The following is an 18,618-nucleotide window of genomic DNA, read 5'->3' as shown; positions in this document are numbered from 1 at the left end:
GTCCCATGAGCTATTCCGCCATCAGCAGTCGCAGGGCCTCCGTCACCGTCAAAGTGGGCAACGTCATCGTGGGCGGCGGCGCCCCCGTGGCCGTCCAATCCATGACCAATACCGACACGGCAGACGCAGAGGGAACAGCCATCCAAACCGCCGCGCTGGCAAGAGCCGGCTCCGAACTTGTCCGCATTACGGTGGACCGGGATGAATCGGCCCGTGCCGTGCCATTCATCCGTGAGAAACTGGATCGCATGGGCGTTAACGTGCCGCTGGTGGGTGACTTCCACTACAATGGTCACACTCTACTGAACGATCATCCGGCCTGCGCCGAAGCACTGGCGAAATACCGTATCAACCCAGGCAACGTCGGCTTCAAGGAGAAGAAGGATCGCAATTTCTCCATGATGATTGAGACGGCACTCAAGTTTGATAGACCGGTGCGTATTGGCGTCAACTGGGGTTCGCTCGACAATGCGCTGCTGACCGATCTGATGGATCAGAACGCCAGATCCGCCGATCCGCAGGACGTACGCGAAGTGATGCACGAAGCTGTGGTGCAGTCAGGCCTTCTCTCCGCCGAACGCGCCATGGACCTGGGGTTGCCAAAAAATAAGATCATCATTTCCGCGAAATGCTCGGAAGTCCAAGACCTGATCGCCGTCTACCGTTCACTCAGCCGCCGCTGCGATTTCGCGTTGCATCTGGGCCTCACCGAGGCCGGCTTGGGTTCCAAGGGCATCGTCGCCTCAACTGCGGCGCTGGCCGTACTCCTGCAGGAGGGAATCGGCGATACAATCCGCATCTCGCTCACGCCCGAACCCGGTGGCGATCGCACACGAGAGGTGATCGTCGCGCAGGAAATCCTGCAGACCATGGGCCTCCGCAATTTCGCGCCCATGGTGATTGCCTGTCCTGGCTGCGGCCGCACGACCTCAACGACCTTCCAGGAACTGGCGCAGGACATCCAGTCTTATGTCCGCACCCGCATGCCTGATTGGCGCCGGGATTACCCGGGTTTCGAAACCCTGCAGCTCGCGGTCATGGGCTGCATTGTCAATGGACCTGGCGAGTCAAAACATGCCGACATCGGCATTTCACTCCCCGGCACCGGAGAACTTCCGGCCGCCCCCATCTTTATCGACGGCAAGAAGGCCATGACTCTGCGCGGTGAAAACCTGTCAGACCAGTTCAAGGGCGTCGTGGAAGATTACGTAAAGGGACGGTGGGGGGCGTAGCCTTTCTGCAATGCCCCATCCAAGACTCGCTCATACTGCGGCTGGACAGTGGCAACTTTCGGCCCGAGTAAATCTCGGTCACCGCAACGAATACCCGCGGCATAAGGAGGCGCGCAGATCTAATTATGGCGCTTCACGATGAACCGTGCCGCATCGGCCAACACCGCCGCTCTTTGGCCGTAAGCGGAAAGGCTGTCGATTGCCTCGCCTACGAGCGCTGCGGCCCGCGCTTTGGCGTCTTCGAGCCCGAATAGGTCGACGAAGGTGGCCTTGCCCATCGCCTTGTCCTTCTGCGTCGCCTTTCCCAGCGCCTCAGGCGTTGATTCCACATCCAGAATGTCATCTGCAATCTGGAAGGCGAGGCCAATCTTCTGGGCATAGCGGACGAGAGGTGCTGCTTCGGCCTGCCCCAGAATGGCGCCTGCTTCACAGGCATAACGAAAGAGTGCCCCCGTCTTCAGCGACTGGATGAGTTCAATCTGCGGCAGCGCTGTTTCGAATCGTGTTTCAGCTTCAATGTCCAGCATCTGACCGCCCACCATGCCGGCAACACCGGCGGCCCGGGCTAGGCGAGAGACCAGCTTTAACCGCACGCCGGGGTCTGGGTGAGTTTCTTCATCCGAAAGCATTTCAAAGGCAAAGGTCAGCAGCGCGTCACCTGCGAGAATGGCGGTCGCTTCATCAAAGGCCCTGTGGGCGGTGGGTTTGCCCCGCCGAAGGTCGTCGTCGTCCATCGCCGGCAAATCATCATGCACCAGCGAATAGCAATGCACGCATTCCAGCGCCGCAGCTGTGTGCAAGGCGCGTGCGCGCGGCACATCGAAAAGGGCAGCCGATTCGACCACCAAAAAGGGCCTCAGCCGCTTGCCCGGGCCGAGGGCTGCATAGCGCATTGCTTGCGCGACCCGGGGTGCAGGAAAGCTGTCTGGCGGCAATAGCCGGTCTAGCAAGGCATCGGTTTCGGCAGCGCAGCGCGCAAGGGCATCCTGAAAGGACAAGGCAGCAATCCTGTGGTATGGCCGTTTCTGATTAAGGTCATGAGAAGCGAAACTCAACCAGCAGCCATTCTTGATGAGGAGCGGATCCCGCCGGATCTGGAGCCGCTTTCCCCCGCTGCACCCAAAGCGCAGGCTCCGCTTCATCACCGTATCATGCGCTGGGGCCTTTTTGTTGTGGGTTTTCTCGTGGCGTGGCCCATCGTTATGACGTTGGTCTATGCGGTCATTCCACCACCCGTTTCCAACATCATGATTCTCCGCGCGCTCACTGGAAACGGACTCGAAAAGCAATGGGTCAGCCTTGAGGATATATCCCCCTGGCTGCCCCGCGCCGTTATCTCCTCGGAAGACGCCCGATTCTGCGGACATGCGGGAGTGGACTGGATCGAGTTTCAGGGTGTGATCGACAGCGCTTTGGACAAGGACGAGGCGCCGACCCGCGGCGCCTCGACGATTCCCATGCAGACCGCCAAGAACCTGTTTCTGTGGGATGGCCGCTTCGCCATCCGCAAGCTGATCGAGGTGCCACTGGCCATGTGGATGGATTTCGTCTGGTCCAAGCGCCGCATGATCGAGATCTATCTGAACATCGTGGAATGGGCGCCCGGCATTTACGGGGCGGAGGCTGCTGCCCAGCATCATTTCCATAAACCCGCGAAAAGCTTGACGAAAAAGGAATCGGCACTCCTTGCCGCCGCGCTCCCAAACCCGGCAAAGCGCAATGCAGGAAAGCCGTCCAGGGGGGTGCGGGGCGTGGCCAACCGGATTCTCTTTCGCATGGCCGGCATGGGGCCCTATCTGACTTGCCTTCAGCCCTAGTCTGGGTTAAGAGCCAGCCCAACTGAAGGGCGCAGGGCCGTTCCCCGCGCTGCTTTTCTATGGAGTTTCAAAGATGGCCGTTCCACGCAAGAAAATGTCAAGAAGCCGCATCGGCATGCGCCGTTCCGGCCACCAGGAGCAGACCGTAACCTGGGTTGAAGACAAGAAGTCCGGCGAACTCCGCCGCCCGCACCACATTGATCTCAAGACCGGCCTATACAAGGGCCGACAGGTTTTGACGGTCAAGACGGAAGGCTGATTGGCCCCTTAGGCCGTCCGCGTTGAGAGCCAGCCCTGGGGCTGGCTTTTTACGTTGAAATCTCCATGTTCTAAAACAAAACGCCCGGCATTCACCGGGCGTTTTGCATCATCCGGAAACCAGCCTTAAGCGGCGATGACCTTCTCTGCCGGTACATAGGCATAGCCCAGATCGTCGGCGACTGCCTTGTAGGTCACCTTGCCATCCGCCACGTTAAGGCCGTTGCGGAGGTGAGCATCGTCAGACAGCGCCTTTTTCCAACCCTTGTCGGCAATCGCCAGTGCGAAGGGCAGGGTCACATTGTTCAGTGCATAGGTGGAGGTGCGGGCGACGCCGCCCGGCATGTTGGCCACGCAATAGTGGATAACACCGTCGACCACGTAGGTCGGGTCCGCATGCGTTGTTGCCTTTGACGTTTCAGCGCAGCCACCCTGGTCAATGGCGACGTCGACCAGAACAGAGCCTGGCTTCCAGTCTTTCATCATCGCGCGCGTCACGAGCTTTGGCGCCGCCGCACCGGGGATCAGCACCCCCCCAATCACCAGGTCGGCACTTGCGCATTCGTCTTCAACGGCACCCTGCGTCGAATAGATGGTCTTGATGCCGGTTCCGAAGCGCGCGACGAGTTCTTCCATGCGGTCGGTGTTCTTCTCGAGTATCGTCACATCCGCACCCATTCCGAGGGCAACAACAGCCGCATTGGTGCCGACGACGCCGCCGCCGAGGATGACAACCTTGCCTGGCGCCACGCCCGGAACGCCGCCCAGCAGCACGCCACGCCCGCCCTGGGCCTTCTCAAGGCAATGCGCGCCAGACTGAACGGACATGCGGCCCGCCACCTGGCTCATTGGCGCCAGCAGTGGCAGCCCTCCGCGGTGCGAAGTCACAGTTTCATAGGCAATGCACACCGCTCCCGACGCAACGAGATCTTTCGTCTGCTCCGGATCGGGCGCAAGATGGAGGTAAGTATAAAGGATCTGACCGGGGCGCAGCATCTTGCGCTCGACAGCCTGCGGTTCCTTGACCTTCACAATCATATCGGCCTTTGCGAAGATCTCCGCCGCGGTAGGGACGATCCTGGCGCCAGCCTGCACATAATCGGCGTCGGCGGTGCCAATACCGGCACCAGCATTGGCCTCCACCCAGACCTGGTGACCGTGGCGCACCGCCTCCTTCACCGAGGTGGGCGTCATGCCCACGCGATACTCGTGGTTCTTGATCTCTTTCGGAACACCGATCAGCATTGAAAAGTCCTCCCTGAATGTTGTGCGCAAGCTATCAAATCTGCCTTGAAATGAATTTCCGAAGAGGCTTTTGGAGCACTGCAGCATTGAAATGGAATTCGAATGAATGCTATAAGAGTAGAATGAAATCTCATTTACTGGACAAGACGGACAAGATCATCCTGTCCGAACTTCAGAAGAACGCCCAGCGCGCCATCGCCGATCTGGCGCAGAAGGCGGGTCTTTCCCCGTCCTCATGCCATCGCCGGGTGAAGCTGCTGGAGGCAGCCGGCATTATCCAGAGCTACACAGCAAACCTTGATCGTACGGCGCTGGGGCTGGCGAATGAATTCTTCGTTGAAGTCTCGCTCTCCGCCCAAACGGAAGAAGCGTTTGAAAAATTTGAAAAGGCCGTGCAGCGCGTGCCGGAAATCCTCGAATGCCACTTAATGAGTGGCCAGTTCGACTATCTACTGCGCGTTGCTGCCACCGATGCGTCGGACTATGAACGCATTCACCGCTCACGTATCTCCCGCCTCCCTGGAGTCCAGAGAATTCAATCCTCTCTTGCGCTCCGCACGGTGAAGGGCTGGGCCGGCTATCCAATCTAGGGCGATTTTCATGCTGAACACACTTCCCGTCCATATGCTCTGGGTCTCGGGTGAACTCTCCCGAATCGCGCGGCTATCTCTCGCGAGTTTTCGGATGAACGGTTATCGTGTCACACTGTGGAGTTACGATCCGGTTCGCCTATCCGCCGAGGCATCTGATGTGCGTGACGCCGCTGAGCTTCTCCCAGCGGCGCACGCTGATTTCGCCAACTTGTCCTACCTCACAAGCCTGTTCCGCTACCGTCTCTTGGCGGGACTGGGCGGTATCTGGGCTGATATGGATGTGGTGGCGCTGAGCAGAGAGCCCAGGATTGAGGCCCGCCCGCTCATCGCTTCCGAGAAGCGCCGCCCCTTTCGCCATGCGGAGCCAACAGCAACTGGCGAGAGTCTGACCCAGGTCACCAACTGCTTCATGGCCAATCCTGAGCCAAAGTCGGGGGACCTCTGGCACCGCGCGGTAGACCGTGTCGCGGCCCTGAACCCCGAAGAACGCAGCTGGGAAAATGTCGGGCCCCACATGATCTCGAGTCTCATGCTGCGCGCGCCCGATGAAGATATCGACATCCTGCCGCCAGAAGCCGTCGATCCCGTCGCGTGGTGGAATGTGCCTGCCTTCTTCTTGGAGGAGCGAGACCCGCCGCGATCACCATTCATGCACATGTACGCAACGATCTGGACGCGCCGGGGCGTTGATGCCGAAGCGCCGTTTCCCACCCGCTCCCTGGCGGGGCGCCTTTGGCAGGGCTTCGGCCTCTGAGGGGCATTTGAGAGCTGCCACTAAGGCAAACGCCTCAGAACGGCGCTGACGCAGTGCATTTCTCACCGCACAGAACGATCCAATGTCCGGTCGCGGAAGATCATCATGATTCCTGCGATCACTACGATGGCCGCACCGATCCAGGTGAATGCATCGGGGAAATCCCCGAACAGGATGAGGCCATAGAACACCGCCCAGATCATTGCGGAATATTCGAAGGGCGCAACGAAATTGGTCTCGGCTAGCCGGTAGGCATTGATGAACAAGATCATCGCGCAAGCCGCCAAAATGCCGTGGCCAAGCAGCAGCGTTGCATCAAAGGGCCCCGGCCAAACCCACGGGCGGGACAGGAAGATGAGGCTCGGATGGTGAAACGTACCGAAGTCCACGGTGTTGAACAGAATGCCGGTCAATGCTGCCATGCTAGCGTAAACGATGTTCTGCCATGTGGCGATGACAATGGGTGAAATTTGTTGCGAAAGCGGGCGACCCAACATTTGCCCGACCGCATAGCCGAACGCAGAACCGAGTGCCAGAAGCGATGCGGGTTCGAACACACCCATCCCCGGCCGTACCATAATCAGAACACCCATGAAGCCCGCGATGATTGCCATCCAGCGGTGAAGCCGCACCCGCTCATGCAACATGGGCCCTGCGAGACCAGCCACGAAGAAGGGCATGGTGAAATAGATCGCCACCACATTGGCGATCGGCATCGCAGCGATTGAAAGAACGAAGGCGAGATATGCAGCCGCAAGAATCAGACCCCGAAACAAAACGCGCGGCAGAAGCGGTGTTGCAATGGACCAGCTACCTGTCCGCCAAAGCATGAACACAATGACGGGCACGCTGCCAACGCAGCGGAACAGAAGCGTCTCATAGGCGGGATAGCCCGAGGACATGTATTTGACCACCGCATCCTGCGCCGAGGCAAGGCCCACGGCGGCCAGCACGCAGACGGTCGCAAGCGCTCGATTGTCGGTGTTGAGGCGCATGCCTCTAGCGCTGTACGAGGTCTGATAGAATGCGGATGCCGGGCTCAATCTTCGCTTCGGCAATTGATGAGAATGCAAGACGGTAGAAATTGCGCGGACCGCCTGCCGCGCCGAAGTTAACGCGCCCGGGCTCGATCAGTACGCCCTTTGTGGCTGCGGCCTTTGCCAGCTCTCCGCTGTCCAGCCCGTCCGGCCCCTTAACCCAGAAGCTTGTGCCGCCGAAGCCCGGAACCTGGCTCGAATCCGGCAGATGTGTCTTGAGGGCTTCGCCCATAATCTCCCAACGCGTCCGGTAAGCCCGGTGCAGGCGGCGAATCAACGTGTCGTGATGGCCGAGTGAGAGAAACAGCGCTGCCGTGCGCTGGTTGTTGTTTGGTGCATGCCGCACCATCAGGCGGCGCAAGGCGCGGGCCTGCTCCACCACATTTTTTGGCGCCACCAGAAACCCCAGCCTCAAACCTGGGAACAGCGTTTTGGAAAGTGAGCCCACGTAGATCACCCGGCCGTCATCATCCAAGGATTTTAAGGCAGGGCAGGGCTCATTCACATAGTTGGTTTCAAATTCATAATCGTCCTCAATAATGAGGACATCATGACTCGCCGCACGCTTCAGCAGTTCCATCCTCCGCTCCAGCGGCATGGTCACCGTCGTGGGGAACTGATGGCTGGGTGTGGTAAAGACGAGGTCACATGCATCGAAGGCTTCTGATGGTACCAGTCCCTTGCCGTCCACTGGCAGGAGTGAGACATGCGGCGTGCTGAGCGAGAAGATATTGCGCACATCCGGGTAGCCCGGCTCTTCCATCCCCACCCGGGTCTTCGCGCTCACGAGTAAAGTGGTCAACAGATAGAGTGCATTCTGCGCGCCGAGCGTCACAAGGATTTCGTCGTCGCTTGCCATAATGCCACGCCGCGGCAGAATGCGGCGGCGAATCTGCTCCACCAGCAACGGGTCGTCATTGGCCCAGGTATCGTTGGTCCATGTGCCCAGCCACTTCTTGCCCAATGCCTGCCTTGCACAGTCGCGCCACTCGGCGAGCGGGAACAGCGTGTGGTCCACCTGTCCATAAATGAAGGGGTACGGATAGGTCTGCCAATCCATCGGTTTTGAGACATTGGCCTGTGCGGCGGGTTCCATAGTGAAGCGCGCTGCCCAGTTAATGCTGCTTCCCGCGCTCACAGGCTTTGGCGCCATGTTTGGTTGAAGGGCACCTTCCAGCGCCTTTTCGGACACGTAATAGCCAGAGCGTTCTTTCGCCACCAGATAGCCATCGTCTAGCAGCCCTTGATAGGCGAGAACGACCGTGTTTCGTGAAACACCCAAGCTTTTCGCCATCTTCCGGGTGGACGGAATGGGCTCATCGCGCGCAAGCTGCCCGTCGAGAATGGCGGAGACCAGCGCTTCGCGAATCTGCGTCTGCAGACTTGCATGTTCGTTTCGTCGGATATGGACGAGCCAGTCGCGCAATTTTGGTCCCTGTGTACGGTCCCTCTGGACCTATCATAGGTCCAAGAGAGCCGGTAGAATAGAAAAAATTGGACACTTAGGCTGCATGCGCATGACAGAGCCCGCCCTTAACCCCTCCCCCAAGACCTGGGACGAGGTCAAGACAACCACATGCTACATGTGTGCATGCCGTTGCGGCATCCGCGTCCACCTCAAGGACGGGCGGGTCACTTACATTGATGGGAATCCGGCGCACCCCGTTAACAAGGGCGTGATCTGCGGCAAAGGTGCCGCTGGTATCATGCAGCATTATTCGCCCGCACGCCTCACCAAGCCCCTGATGCGCGTCGGAGAGCGTGGCTCTGGCGAGTTCCGGGAAATCGAATGGGAGGAGGCACTGTCCACCGCCACGGGCTGGCTCTCGGCCGTGCGCGCAAGCGACCCGAAAAAGCTCGCCTTTTTTACCGGAAGAGATCAAAGCCAAGGCCTCACCGGCTGGTGGGCCGCCCAGTTTGGGACTCCTAACTATGCTGCCCACGGCGGATTCTGCTCCGTCAATATGGCAGCCGCAGGGCTTTACACTTTTGGCGGCTCCTTCTGGGAGTTTGGCGAGCCAGACTGGAAACATACGAAATATTTCATGCTGTTTGGAGTCGCGGAAGATCACGCCTCCAACCCGATTAAGAAGGCGCTTGGCCAATTGAAGGCAAGGGGCGCCAAGATTGTCTCCATCAACCCGATTCGGACCGGCTACTCAGCGATTGCGGATGAATGGATCGGCATCCGGCCCGGTACGGACGGCCTCTTCGTTGGCGCACTGATCCATGAGTTGTTGACCGCACAGAAGATCGACGGCGACTATATACTTCGCTATACCAACTCTCCCTGGCTGATCATCGAGAATGAGGGCGGTGGCGATGACGGCCTCTTCGCCCGCAACGCAACAGGATCGGCACTCGTGTGGGACAGCCATTCCAACACGCCCATGCCCGCCCTTTCGCCTGATGCGGCCCCCAAACTCATGGGGCGCTTCAAACTCCCTGATGGCCGCCGTGCCGTCACTGCCTTCACGCTCATCGCCGAGCGGTTCCTCGATATTCAATGGTCAGCGGAGAATGTCTCAGCGCGCTGTGGCGTTCCTGTCGAAACGATCCGGCGCATTGCCGCCGAACTTGCCCGCACCGCTTTCGAGGACGAAATAGCACTCGACGTTCCGTGGACCGATCATCTGGGCCGCTACCATGAGAAAATGGTGGGCCGCCCTGTCTCCATGCATGCGATGCGCGGCATCTCCGCCCATGCCAATGGGTTCCAGACCTGCCGCACTATACATCTTTTACAGATTTTGCTTGGCACCATCGATGTGCCCGGTGGCTTCCGCTACAAGCCGCCATTTCCGAAGCCACCCCCTCCCGGGGTAAAACCCGCAGGCAAGCCTGGCCAGGTGAAACCCAACACACCGCTACCTGGCCCCCCATTGGGCTTCGTGACATCGCCTGAAGATCTGCTCGTGGATTCAGAGGGAACCCCCCAGCGTCTCGACAAGGCCTATAGCTGGGATGCACCCTTGGCCGCGCACGGCATGATGCACATGGTCATCACAAATGCTGCCAAGAAGGATCCTTACGGGATCGACGTCCTGTTCATGTACATGGCCAACATGAGCTGGAATTCGGCCATGAACGTGCCAGACACGATTAAGTATCTGACTCAGAAAGAGCCGGACGGCAGCTACACCATCCCCAAAATCATCTATTCGGATGCATACGCCTCCGAGATGGTGCAATACGCAGACCTGATCTTGCCAGACACCACTTATCTGGAGCGCTGGGACTGCATCTCAATGCTGGACCGCCCGATCTCGGAAGCCGATGGCCCAGCCGATTCCATTCGCCAGCCCGTCGTCGAGCCGGACCGTGATGTCCGCCCGTTCCAGACCGTGCTGTTGGACTTGGGCACAAGGCTAGGCCTCCCAGGCATGACGCGCACCGATGGTTCGCCCCGCTACCCCGGCGGCTATCCGGATTACATTGTCAACCATGAGCGCGCGCCCGGCATCGGTCCGCTTGCTGGCTTTCGTGGCCCCAATGGCCGTGCGCAAGGCCGCGGCACGCCCAATCCGGAGCAGCTCCAGCACTATATCGACAATGGCTGCTACTGGTATTACGAACTGCCCGAGCACATGCGTTACTACCGCCATGTGAACTGGGCCTATCTCGACTGGGCCACCTTCTTCGGCTTCATCGGCAAGCCGGAGCCGGTTATCCACCAACTCTATTGCGAGCCCCTACAGAAGTTTCGCCTCGCAGCCAAAGGGCACGGCAAAATCGTTCCGCCTGCGGGTCATCGCCAGCGCATTGCCACCTATTTCGATCCCATACCCTTTTGGTATGCGCCGTTTGAGGGCGAGATGGTGTCGGAGAGCGAATTCCCAATGCATGCTGTCACCCAACGGCCCATGGCCATGTATCACTCCTGGGGATCACAGAATGCTTGGCTCCGCCAAATCCTTGGCCGCAACTGGCTCTATATGGCGCGCGAAATGGCGGCGAAGCTCATGATCACCGATGGTGATTGGGTTACCGTCACCTCGCACCACGGAAAGATCAAGGGTCAGGCCAAGCTGATGGATGGAGTTAACCCCGAAACCGTCTGGACTTGGAACGCCATCGGTAAGCGCAAGGGTGCCTGGAACCTCGATCCTGAAGCCAATGAAGCGAAGAAGGGCTTCCTCTTGAACCATCTTATCTCCGAACTTCTACCTGAGCGCGAGGGCGGGTACCGCTATTCCAACAGCGATCCCGTCACGGGCCAGGCTGCCTGGTATGACCTCCGCGTCCGTATTGAGAAGGCCGCGGAGCAGGGGGCAATGAGTGAGCCGCAATTCGCCACGCTCAAGACGCTCGAGAGGCCCGAATGACGTCGCTCCCCCCACCATCAGCCAAGAAGCTCGGCCTTGTCATCGACCTTGATACCTGTGTCGGCTGCCAGGCCTGTGCCACGTCCTGCAAGGAGTGGAACACCCAAGGCTATTCCGCGCCTCTTACCGACGAAAATCCCTATGGTCCCGAGGCCAGCGGGGTCTGGCTCAATCGCATTCACGGCTATGAGGTGAAGGAGGAAGGACAGCGGCAATCGCGCATCGTCCACTTCCCGCGCTCCTGCCTCCATTGCGAGGAACCCGCTTGCGTCACAGTTTGCCCCACAGGGGCGAGCTATAAGCGCGCAGAAGATGGCATCGTGCTGGTGAACCCTGAGACCTGCATCGGCTGCAAGCTTTGCTCCTGGGCCTGCCCCTATGGGGCGCGCGAATACGACCAGTCCCACGGTGTCATGAAGAAATGCACGCTGTGTGTGGACCGCATTTACAATGAGAACTTTGAGCCTGAGGACCGCCAGCCCGCCTGTGTGAAGGCCTGTCCCACCGGTGCGCGCCATTTCGGTGATCTGGGCGATGCCAATTCCAAGGTCTCGCAACTGGTAGCCGAGCGCGGCGGCTATGATCTGCTGCCGGAAATTGGCTACAAGCCCGTCAACAAGTACCTTCCCCCCCGTGCCCGCCGCGATGCAACGACCACCGCGCCAGTGTCCCTTCCCAAGCCAGACGGCTCTGCTTTCGACCGTCTTTTCCAATGGGCAGACAAGGTGCTCTCACCGCGCAAGATGACCCCACGCGCAAATGAGGTCGATCATTCCGGAAAGCTCGAAGGCTAGCCCATGCATCCCGCCTATTCCGTCATCCTCTTCACCACCGCTTCTGGCGCGGGCTATGGACTTCTAGCCTTGTTGGGCCTGGTAGGCCTCAGCCATGGCGAGGCATCGAGTCTGGTGTTTGGCCTTACCGCCATGGTCATCGCCCTGGGCCTCGTCACCACTGGACTGCTGGCCTCCACTTTCCACCTCGGACATCCGGAGCGCGCGTGGCGGGCGTTTTCGCAATGGCGCTCTTCCTGGCTCTCGCGTGAAGGTGTAGCGGCGGTGTTCACCTACCTGCCTGCTGTCCTCTTCGGCGCCGTGTGGTCCGGCCTGCTCGAAGCGCCCGCCTTCATCGCACCGCTTGCGGTTTTCACATCCGTGATGGCGATGGTCACCGTGGTTTGCACGGGCAAGATCTATTCCACCCTGGTAACCATCCGCGCCTGGAACAACCGCCTCACCGTCCCAGTCTATCTTGCCTTTGCGCTTTCGACTGGAGCCACGGTCTTGGCCGCACTCACCTCCATCTTCGGCAATTTCCCCGCCTTCCTGGTGTTTTTCTCGTCCGCCTTGCTGCTGCTTACCATCATCGTCAAGCTCGTTTACTGGCACAGCATTGACAAGGCCCCGCCCGAGCACACGATGGAGAATGCCACCGGCCTCGGCCGCATTGGCAGCGTCAGTCAATGGGAGGTGCCGCACACTTCCGCCAATTATATTCAGAAGGAAATGGGCTACGCTGTGGCCAGAAAACACGCCCAGAAGCTCCGCCGCCTCGCAATTTTCGCGCTCATCCTGGCCATCCTGCTGATGCTTGCAGCGCTGGCATTTCCCCTTGCCGCGCTTCTCGCTGCAGCAGCAGCCCTGTTCGCCACCGCGGTGGAGCGGTGGCTGTTCTTTGCGGAAGCCCAGCACGTCTCGATGCTCTATTACGGCGAGAAGACGGCCTGACGTTTCGGCCTTGGCAAAACCGCGAATGAGGATATAAAGACTTCTTTATATCGTTTCCGGAGGCCTACATGACCAGCCCGTCCTTCACCGAAGCCCTTGCCACTCGTCCGTGGCTTCTGGCCGATGGCGCCACTGGCACCAATTACTTCCAGATGGGCCTCGAATCGGGTGATGCGCCTGAGATGTGGAACTTTGACCATCCGGAACGAGTCCGTTCGCTTCACCGCCGCTTTATTGAAGCAGGGGCGGATATCGTCCTCACAAACTCGTTTGGGGGCAACCGCCACCGCCTCAAGCTCCACAATGCGCAAGGTCAGGTGCGTGAGATCAACGTCGCCGCTGCCCAAAATGCCCGGGCCGAGGCCGATGCCGCCGGCCGTCCCGTCTATGTGGGTGGATCCGTCGGCCCCACAGGCGAAATCATGGAACCAGTCGGCGCCCTCTCGCATGAGGAGGCCGTCAAGGCCTTCGCCGAACAGGCCCACGCCCTCAAGGAGGGTGGCGCGGACGTGATCTGGATCGAGACCATGTCGTCGGAGGAGGAGCTCAAAGCAGCTGTCGAAGGCTGCGCCGAGGCGGGCCTGCCAATCGTTACCACCATGAGCTTTGACACCAACGGACGCACCATGATGGGTATCACGCCCAAGGCGTTTGGCGCCCTCACGGCAGCGCTTGCCACCCAGCCCGTGGCGATCGGCGCCAACTGCGGCGTCGGAGCGTCTGAACTCGTGGCCACTGTCCTCGGCATCTCGGAGGCGCGGCCGGATGCAGCCGTTGTCGCCAAGGGCAATTGCGGTATTCCGCAATATGTGGACGGTCACATCCACTATACCGGCACGCCGGAGCTGATGGCGGACTATGCCCGCATCGCGCTTGATGCAGGGGCCAAAATCATCGGCGGGTGCTGCGGCACGAGTCCGGAGCATCTGGCCGCCATGCGCGCTTCTCTCGAGCATTATAGCAAGGGGGAGCGGCCGAGCGTCGAACTGATCGAGGAAAAGCTGGGCCCCGTCTCACAGCTCGCCAAGGGTGTAGATACGGCCGCCGCCGGTGCGGCGCGCCGGGAACGCCGCCGCGGAAATTGATTCCCGTCAATGAACCTTGAGGGATGTCGCGGCATTGTCGCGTCATGTTCGATACCGTCTTCCTCAAGGGAGAGACATGGGGCTTTCCCGGACAGCCCGTGAAGCAGGTGGAAACCCACGCGGCACATGTGTTCCTAGTGGGGGACAGTGCTTTCAAGATCAAAAAACCGGTGAAGCTCCCCTATCTGGATTTCTCCAGCGTGGAGAAGCGCAGGGCGGTGCTTGGCAATGAACTCGAGATCAACCGCATTTTCGCGCCGGATCTCTATCTGCGCGTAGAGGAGGTGAGAGGAGAGCCCGTCCTGGTCATGCGCCGCTTCGCTGATCAAGCGCTCTTGTCCTGGAAAATGGCCCATGGCGCCGTGGATGTGAAGCTTGCCGGCAGGCTCGCGGCCATGGCGGCGCATGCCCACGCCAGCGCCCCCCGGCGCGATGTGAAGGGGTCTGACATCATGATGGGCCTTGGCGCCCAGCTTTCGTCCGCCTTCATCGATTCGCCCGATATATTTCGTCCGGCCGATACCTTGGAGTTCCACGCCCTCTATGAGGCAGCTCTGCGCTGCGACCGGCAACTCCTCACCGATCGTGGTGAACAGGGCCTGGTGCGCCGCTGCCACGGAGACATGCATGCCGGGAACATCATCGTGGAGGAGGGGGAGCCCAAACTCTTCGATGCCATCGAGTTCAGTGAGAAGATTGCCACCATCGATGTGCTCTATGATCTGGCCTTCCTGCTCATGGACCTGTGGACCAGCGGCGAATTGCGCGCTGCCAATCACGTTCTCAACCGCTATCTTCATATCCGCCGTGCCCAGGAAGATCTCTCGGGTCTCTCGCTGCTGCCGCTCTTCCTGTCGACGAGGGCAGGCGTGCGTGCGCTGGTCACGGCTGATCTCGCGCATGAGCTGGCGTCGAACAAATCGATGAAAGAGCGCGGCCAGGCACTGGATTGGTTCCGTGCCGCTATTGCTTATCTCAAGGTGTCGCCGCCCATTCTCACCTGCATCGGTGGGTTTTCGGGCACGGGCAAGTCGACGGCCGCGGCGGGCCTTGCACCAATGCTGGGCGCACCGCCCGGCGCCTTGGTCGTGCGTAGTGATGTGGAGCGCAAGGTGCTGGCGGGGGTTGATGAAACTGATCGCCTGCCGCTCGAAAGCTATTCGCGGCAGTCCTCGGCGGACGTCTATGCTGCCTGCCTTGCCCGGGCAGAGCGCGCGCTGGCGGCCGGTCATTCGGTGGTGCTCGATGCCGTCTTCGCGCACCAAGCGGAGCGCCAGGCCGCGGAAGAGATTGCCCGCAGAACCCGCGCCCTTTTCCGCGGCTTCTGGCTTGAAGCCCCCGCCGCAATCCTCACCGCCCGCGTCGCCGCCCGCACGGCAGATGCCTCCGACGCAACGCCTGCCGTTGTCTCGCGCCAATTGCACTATGACCTCGGCAGCCTCAACTGGCCCCGCATAAATGCGGCCGGAACCCCCGCCGAAACACTGGCCCTGCTCAGAGGAACGCCTCCGTCTCCGTCCGCCGCCCCATCATGAAGCAATCCGAGACGAGCTGCAGTGGCGCGCCATCCACATGCGAACGCCCGGACGTCAGCAGCTCTGCAAAGTGGACGTAGATCGCCCCATACTCCGCCATGGGTGCGGATTTGACGGCAATGCCACCGAGGAACAGTTCCGTTCCACCGTTACGCAGTTCGAGTTTGAGGCCATCGGCTGTCTCGACGTCGATGTTCCAGCTCTGCTCACCCGTCTGCCGCCAGTCGAGATCGGCGGTGAGCTCCGCTGGACCTTCCCAGCTGGGTTTGAAGGTGATCTGCGCCCCGATGGGTGTTGCCTTGTTGCGGGGGGTCTCCAGCATGGCCGACTTTACGAAAATCGGCTGGGGCAAGATTTTCGTCACGATGGAAAAGGCGTTGATGCCCGGGTCGAACACGCCGAAGCCGCCGGGCTCCCAGATCCAGTCTTGGCCCGGGTGCCAGTGGCGCACATCTTCCTTCCAGCTCACGTGAAGCCTGGTCACGCGCTTGCCCGCAAGCAGCCGTTTCGCCTCATCAACTGCTGCGTTATATTGAGAATGCCATGTGGTGAAGAGAACGCGGTGCGTCTTCTTCGCATGTTCGGCGATGGCATTGAGTTCGCCCACGGTCGGCGTGGGTGGCTTTTCCATCAGCACATGAAGCCCCGCGTCCAGCGCATCGCGCGCAATGGCAAAGCGCGGCTCGGGCGGCATGCACAGCGCCACCGCGTCGAGCTTCAACCCGCTGCGGAAAAGTTCCGCCGGGGTGCGGAAGGCCGGAACATCGCCATATCCCCCGCGTGAGGAGACCACGGCGGCCAGTTCGAAATCCTTGTTCTTCTGCACCACGGGCAGGTGCTGGTCCTGCGCGATCTTTCCCAGTCCGATTATGCCGAGCTTGAATGCCATGGTCTAAGCGCTCCTGATCTGGCGGGTGAGGGATGAGAGAAGCGCATCCACTTCCGCCTCCGTGTTGTAATGGGCAAGTCCCACGCGCAGCACGCCGCCCTTCTCCATCAGCCCCATGCGCGAGACGGGCTCGATTGCATAATTATGCCCGGACCAGACGAAGATATTGTCCTTCGCGAAATCCTTGGCCAGGCCCTCCGGATGGTGCCCGTCGAGCGTGAAGGAAACGGTCGGCACACGCCGGTGCAGGGCATTGGCGGAGGTGATGCCGCGGATCGTCAAGCCCTTGAAGCTTCGGAGGCCGTCGATCAGTTTCTGCGTGATGGCATGCTCGTAAGCAGCGAGCGTGCCCCAGGCGGAGGCCACGCGCTGCACCCGATTAGCACCTGTGCCGAACTGCTCGAGATAGTCGATCGCTCCAAGCGTGCCGGCCATGCCTTCATGGGATAGCGTGCCGGTCTCGAATTTATGCGGCAGCTCTTCGCCCGCGGGCCGCACCTTGTAACCGAAGGTGTCTTTCAGCAGCGCCTCGCGGCCCCAGAGAATGCCCTGGTGGGGCCCGAACCACTTGTAGGCAGATGACACCACGAAATCCGCACCGAGGTCCTGCACGTCGATTGCATAGTGGGGCGCAAATTGCACGGCATCGAGATAGACGATGGCGCCCGCTGCCTTGGCCTGGGCGGCAAAGCGCTTTGCGTCATTGACGGTGCCGGTGCAGTTGGACGCCATGCCCATGGCGAGGAGCTTGGTCTTCTCGCTCAGCACCTTGGAGAGGGCGTCATCCGGGAACTCGTAAGTCTCGGTGTCGAAATCCATCCAGCGCACGGTCAGCTCCAAGTCTTCGGCGAGGAGAAGCCAGGGGGCAACATTTGCGTCATGATCCATGCGCGAGAGCACGATCTCGTCGCCAGGCTTGAAGCGCTTGCCCAGGCAGCGGGACATGTGGAGCGTGAGGCTGGTCATGTTCTGCCCGAACACGATCTCGGCGGCAGAACCCGCATTGTAGAAATCGGCACAGGCCTGGTGGGCCTCGTCCACCAGCTGGCCTGCCTCGACCGTGGTCTTGAAATAGCCGCCCAGATTAGCGTTCCGCGCCGTCAGGCAGTCGACCGTGCGATCGATCACCTGCTGGGGCACCTGAGTTCCTGCCGGGTTGTCGAAGTAGATTCGGGCCTTGCCCTGATCGGCGATAGACAGGGCGGGAAACTGGCTGCGGCAGGAGGTGACGTCAAAGGCGGCTGACATGCTGAAAAACCCGGCTCCATCAAAAGGGGCCTCATCCTTAGACGGCCTTTCCCCTTGCCTCAACCGTCGCTTTCCGGCATGTGGACGTCGCCCGCTGGCGGCGCTTCGCCGAGGCGCGGGACTATTGTGATCCTTCATGAATTTCCGTCCGGAGACAGCCGATGAGCGATGATGGCGAACTTGACCTGAACTCCCTCAGTGACGAGGATCTCGTTCAGCAGGTCCATGACGACCTGTATGACGGCCTGAAGGAAGAGGTCGAGGCCGCAGTGCACATTCTGCTCGGCCGCGGCTGGACGCCCTACAAGGTGCTGACCGAAGCCTTGGTCGAGGGCATGCGCATCGTTGGCGTCGACTTCCGTGACGGCATCCTGTTCGTGCCGGAAGTGCTGCTTGCCGCCAACTCGATGAAGGCCGGCATGTTCATCCTCCGCCCGCTGCTGATTGCCACCGGCGCACCGCGCCAGGGCAAGATGGTGATCGGCACGGTCAAGGGCGACATTCACGACATCGGCAAGAATCTGGTCGGCATGATGATGGAAGGTGCCGGCTTCGAGGTGATCGACTTGGGGATCAACAACCCCGTCGAGAAATATCTCGCCGCCATGGAAGAGCACAAGCCGGACATTCTCGGCATGTCTGCGCTGCTCACCACGACGATGCCCTACATGAAGGTCGTGATCGACACCATGAAGGAAAAGGGCATGCGCGACGATTATGTGGTGCTCGTCGGCGGTGCACCTCTGAACGAGGAATTCGCCAAGGCCATTGGTGCCGATGCCTATTGCCGCGATGCGGCAGTGGCCGTCGAAACCGCCAAGAGCTACATGGCGCGCAAGCACAACCAGCTCGCGGCGAGCTGATTTTCGGAGG

Annotated in this window: 17 protein-coding genes; 11 read left to right on the top strand and 6 right to left on the bottom strand. The window is 60.3% G+C overall.

Annotated features, from left to right (window positions below; all coding sequences use genetic code 11):
* The first annotated feature begins 5 nt into the window (after nt 1-5).
* Entirely contained in the window at nt 6-1,232 is a 1,227-nt protein-coding gene (gene ispG / locus ACO06F_RS04885) for a flavodoxin-dependent (E)-4-hydroxy-3-methylbut-2-enyl-diphosphate synthase (protein WP_421695567.1), read from the top strand.
* A gap of 119 nt (nt 1,233-1,351) precedes the next feature.
* Here the strand turns inward: ispG and ACO06F_RS04880 are convergent, their stop codons facing one another.
* Nucleotides 1,352-2,230, bottom strand: coding sequence for a polyprenyl synthetase family protein (locus tag ACO06F_RS04880; protein WP_421695566.1), 879 nt, complete (start codon nt 2,228-2,230; stop codon nt 1,352-1,354).
* 39 nt (nt 2,231-2,269) lie between these two features.
* Here ACO06F_RS04880 and mtgA point away from each other — a divergent pair, with 39 nt between their 5' ends.
* Nucleotides 2,270-3,049, top strand: coding sequence for a monofunctional biosynthetic peptidoglycan transglycosylase (mtgA, locus tag ACO06F_RS04875; RefSeq protein WP_421695565.1), 780 nt, complete (start codon nt 2,270-2,272; stop codon nt 3,047-3,049).
* 73 nt (nt 3,050-3,122) lie between these two features.
* Nucleotides 3,123-3,308, top strand: coding sequence for a 50S ribosomal protein L32 (gene rpmF, locus ACO06F_RS04870; protein WP_421695564.1), 186 nt, complete (start codon nt 3,123-3,125; stop codon nt 3,306-3,308).
* 125 nt (nt 3,309-3,433) lie between these two features.
* Here rpmF and ald read toward each other — a convergent pair whose 3' ends face one another.
* Nucleotides 3,434-4,552, bottom strand: a complete 1,119-nt coding sequence (gene ald, locus ACO06F_RS04865; RefSeq protein WP_421695563.1) for an alanine dehydrogenase — start codon at nt 4,550-4,552, stop codon at nt 3,434-3,436.
* 17 nt (nt 4,553-4,569) lie between these two features.
* On the opposite strand from ald, the gene ACO06F_RS04860 reads away from it, so the two are divergent.
* Entirely contained in the window at nt 4,570-5,142 is a 573-nt protein-coding gene (locus ACO06F_RS04860) for an Lrp/AsnC family transcriptional regulator (RefSeq protein ID WP_421695562.1), read from the top strand.
* Nucleotides 5,143-5,152: 10 nt separating this feature from the next.
* Nucleotides 5,153-5,899 (top strand): hypothetical protein, encoded by a 747-nt coding sequence (locus tag ACO06F_RS04855; protein ID WP_421695561.1) that lies wholly within the window; start codon nt 5,153-5,155, stop codon nt 5,897-5,899.
* Nucleotides 5,900-5,961: 62 nt separating this feature from the next.
* Here the strand turns inward: ACO06F_RS04855 and ACO06F_RS04850 are convergent, their stop codons facing one another.
* Nucleotides 5,962-6,894, bottom strand: coding sequence for a DMT family transporter (locus tag ACO06F_RS04850; protein WP_421695560.1), 933 nt, complete (start codon nt 6,892-6,894; stop codon nt 5,962-5,964).
* A gap of 4 nt (nt 6,895-6,898) precedes the next feature.
* Nucleotides 6,899-8,362 (bottom strand): PLP-dependent aminotransferase family protein, encoded by a 1,464-nt coding sequence (locus tag ACO06F_RS04845; RefSeq protein WP_421695559.1) that lies wholly within the window; start codon nt 8,360-8,362, stop codon nt 6,899-6,901.
* A 91-nt stretch (nt 8,363-8,453) separates the two neighbouring features.
* Between ACO06F_RS04845 and ACO06F_RS04840 the strand changes: the two genes are divergently transcribed.
* The 5 genes from ACO06F_RS04840 (at nt 8,454) to ACO06F_RS04820 (ending at nt 15,608) form a co-directional block, all read left to right on the top strand.
* Nucleotides 8,454-11,261 (top strand): molybdopterin oxidoreductase family protein, encoded by a 2,808-nt coding sequence (locus ACO06F_RS04840; protein WP_421695558.1) that lies wholly within the window; start codon nt 8,454-8,456, stop codon nt 11,259-11,261.
* A complete protein-coding gene (locus ACO06F_RS04835; protein ID WP_421695557.1) occupies nt 11,258-12,055 on the top strand; it encodes a 4Fe-4S dicluster domain-containing protein in 798 nt (265 codons plus the stop codon). Before ACO06F_RS04840 ends, ACO06F_RS04835 begins: the two co-directional genes overlap by 4 nt.
* 3 nt (nt 12,056-12,058) lie before the next feature.
* Nucleotides 12,059-12,988 carry a dimethyl sulfoxide reductase anchor subunit family protein gene (locus ACO06F_RS04830; protein ID WP_421695556.1) on the top strand — a complete coding sequence of 310 codons (930 nt, stop codon included), beginning with the start codon at nt 12,059-12,061 and terminating at the stop codon, nt 12,986-12,988.
* A gap of 68 nt (nt 12,989-13,056) precedes the next feature.
* Entirely contained in the window at nt 13,057-14,073 is a 1,017-nt protein-coding gene (gene bmt / locus ACO06F_RS04825) for a betaine--homocysteine S-methyltransferase (protein ID WP_421695555.1), read from the top strand.
* A gap of 44 nt (nt 14,074-14,117) precedes the next feature.
* The gene (locus ACO06F_RS04820) at nt 14,118-15,608 is read left to right on the top strand and encodes an AAA family ATPase (RefSeq protein ID WP_421695554.1); all 1,491 of its coding nucleotides are present in this window, start codon (nt 14,118-14,120) and stop codon (nt 15,606-15,608) included.
* Here the strand turns inward: ACO06F_RS04820 and ACO06F_RS04815 are convergent.
* Entirely contained in the window at nt 15,568-16,497 is a 930-nt protein-coding gene (locus tag ACO06F_RS04815) for a Gfo/Idh/MocA family protein (RefSeq protein ID WP_421695553.1), read from the bottom strand. The genes ACO06F_RS04820 and ACO06F_RS04815 overlap by 41 nt on opposite strands.
* Nucleotides 16,498-16,500: 3 nt before the next feature.
* Nucleotides 16,501-17,745: a cysteine desulfurase-like protein gene (locus tag ACO06F_RS04810; protein ID WP_421695552.1), complete on the bottom strand. Its 1,245-nt coding sequence runs from the start codon at nt 17,743-17,745 to the stop codon at nt 16,501-16,503.
* Nucleotides 17,746-17,906: 161 nt separating this feature from the next.
* Between ACO06F_RS04810 and ACO06F_RS04805 the strand changes: the two genes are divergently transcribed.
* Nucleotides 17,907-18,608 carry a corrinoid protein gene (locus ACO06F_RS04805; RefSeq protein WP_421695551.1) on the top strand — a complete coding sequence of 234 codons (702 nt, stop codon included), beginning with the start codon at nt 17,907-17,909 and terminating at the stop codon, nt 18,606-18,608.
* Nucleotides 18,609-18,618: the final 10 nt, after the last annotated feature.

This window comes from Aestuariivirga sp. (assembly GCF_965227715.1).
In the GTDB taxonomy this organism is placed as follows: domain Bacteria; phylum Pseudomonadota; class Alphaproteobacteria; order Rhizobiales; family Aestuariivirgaceae; genus Aestuariivirga.
This window is presented reverse-complemented; position numbering and strand designations above follow the sequence as displayed.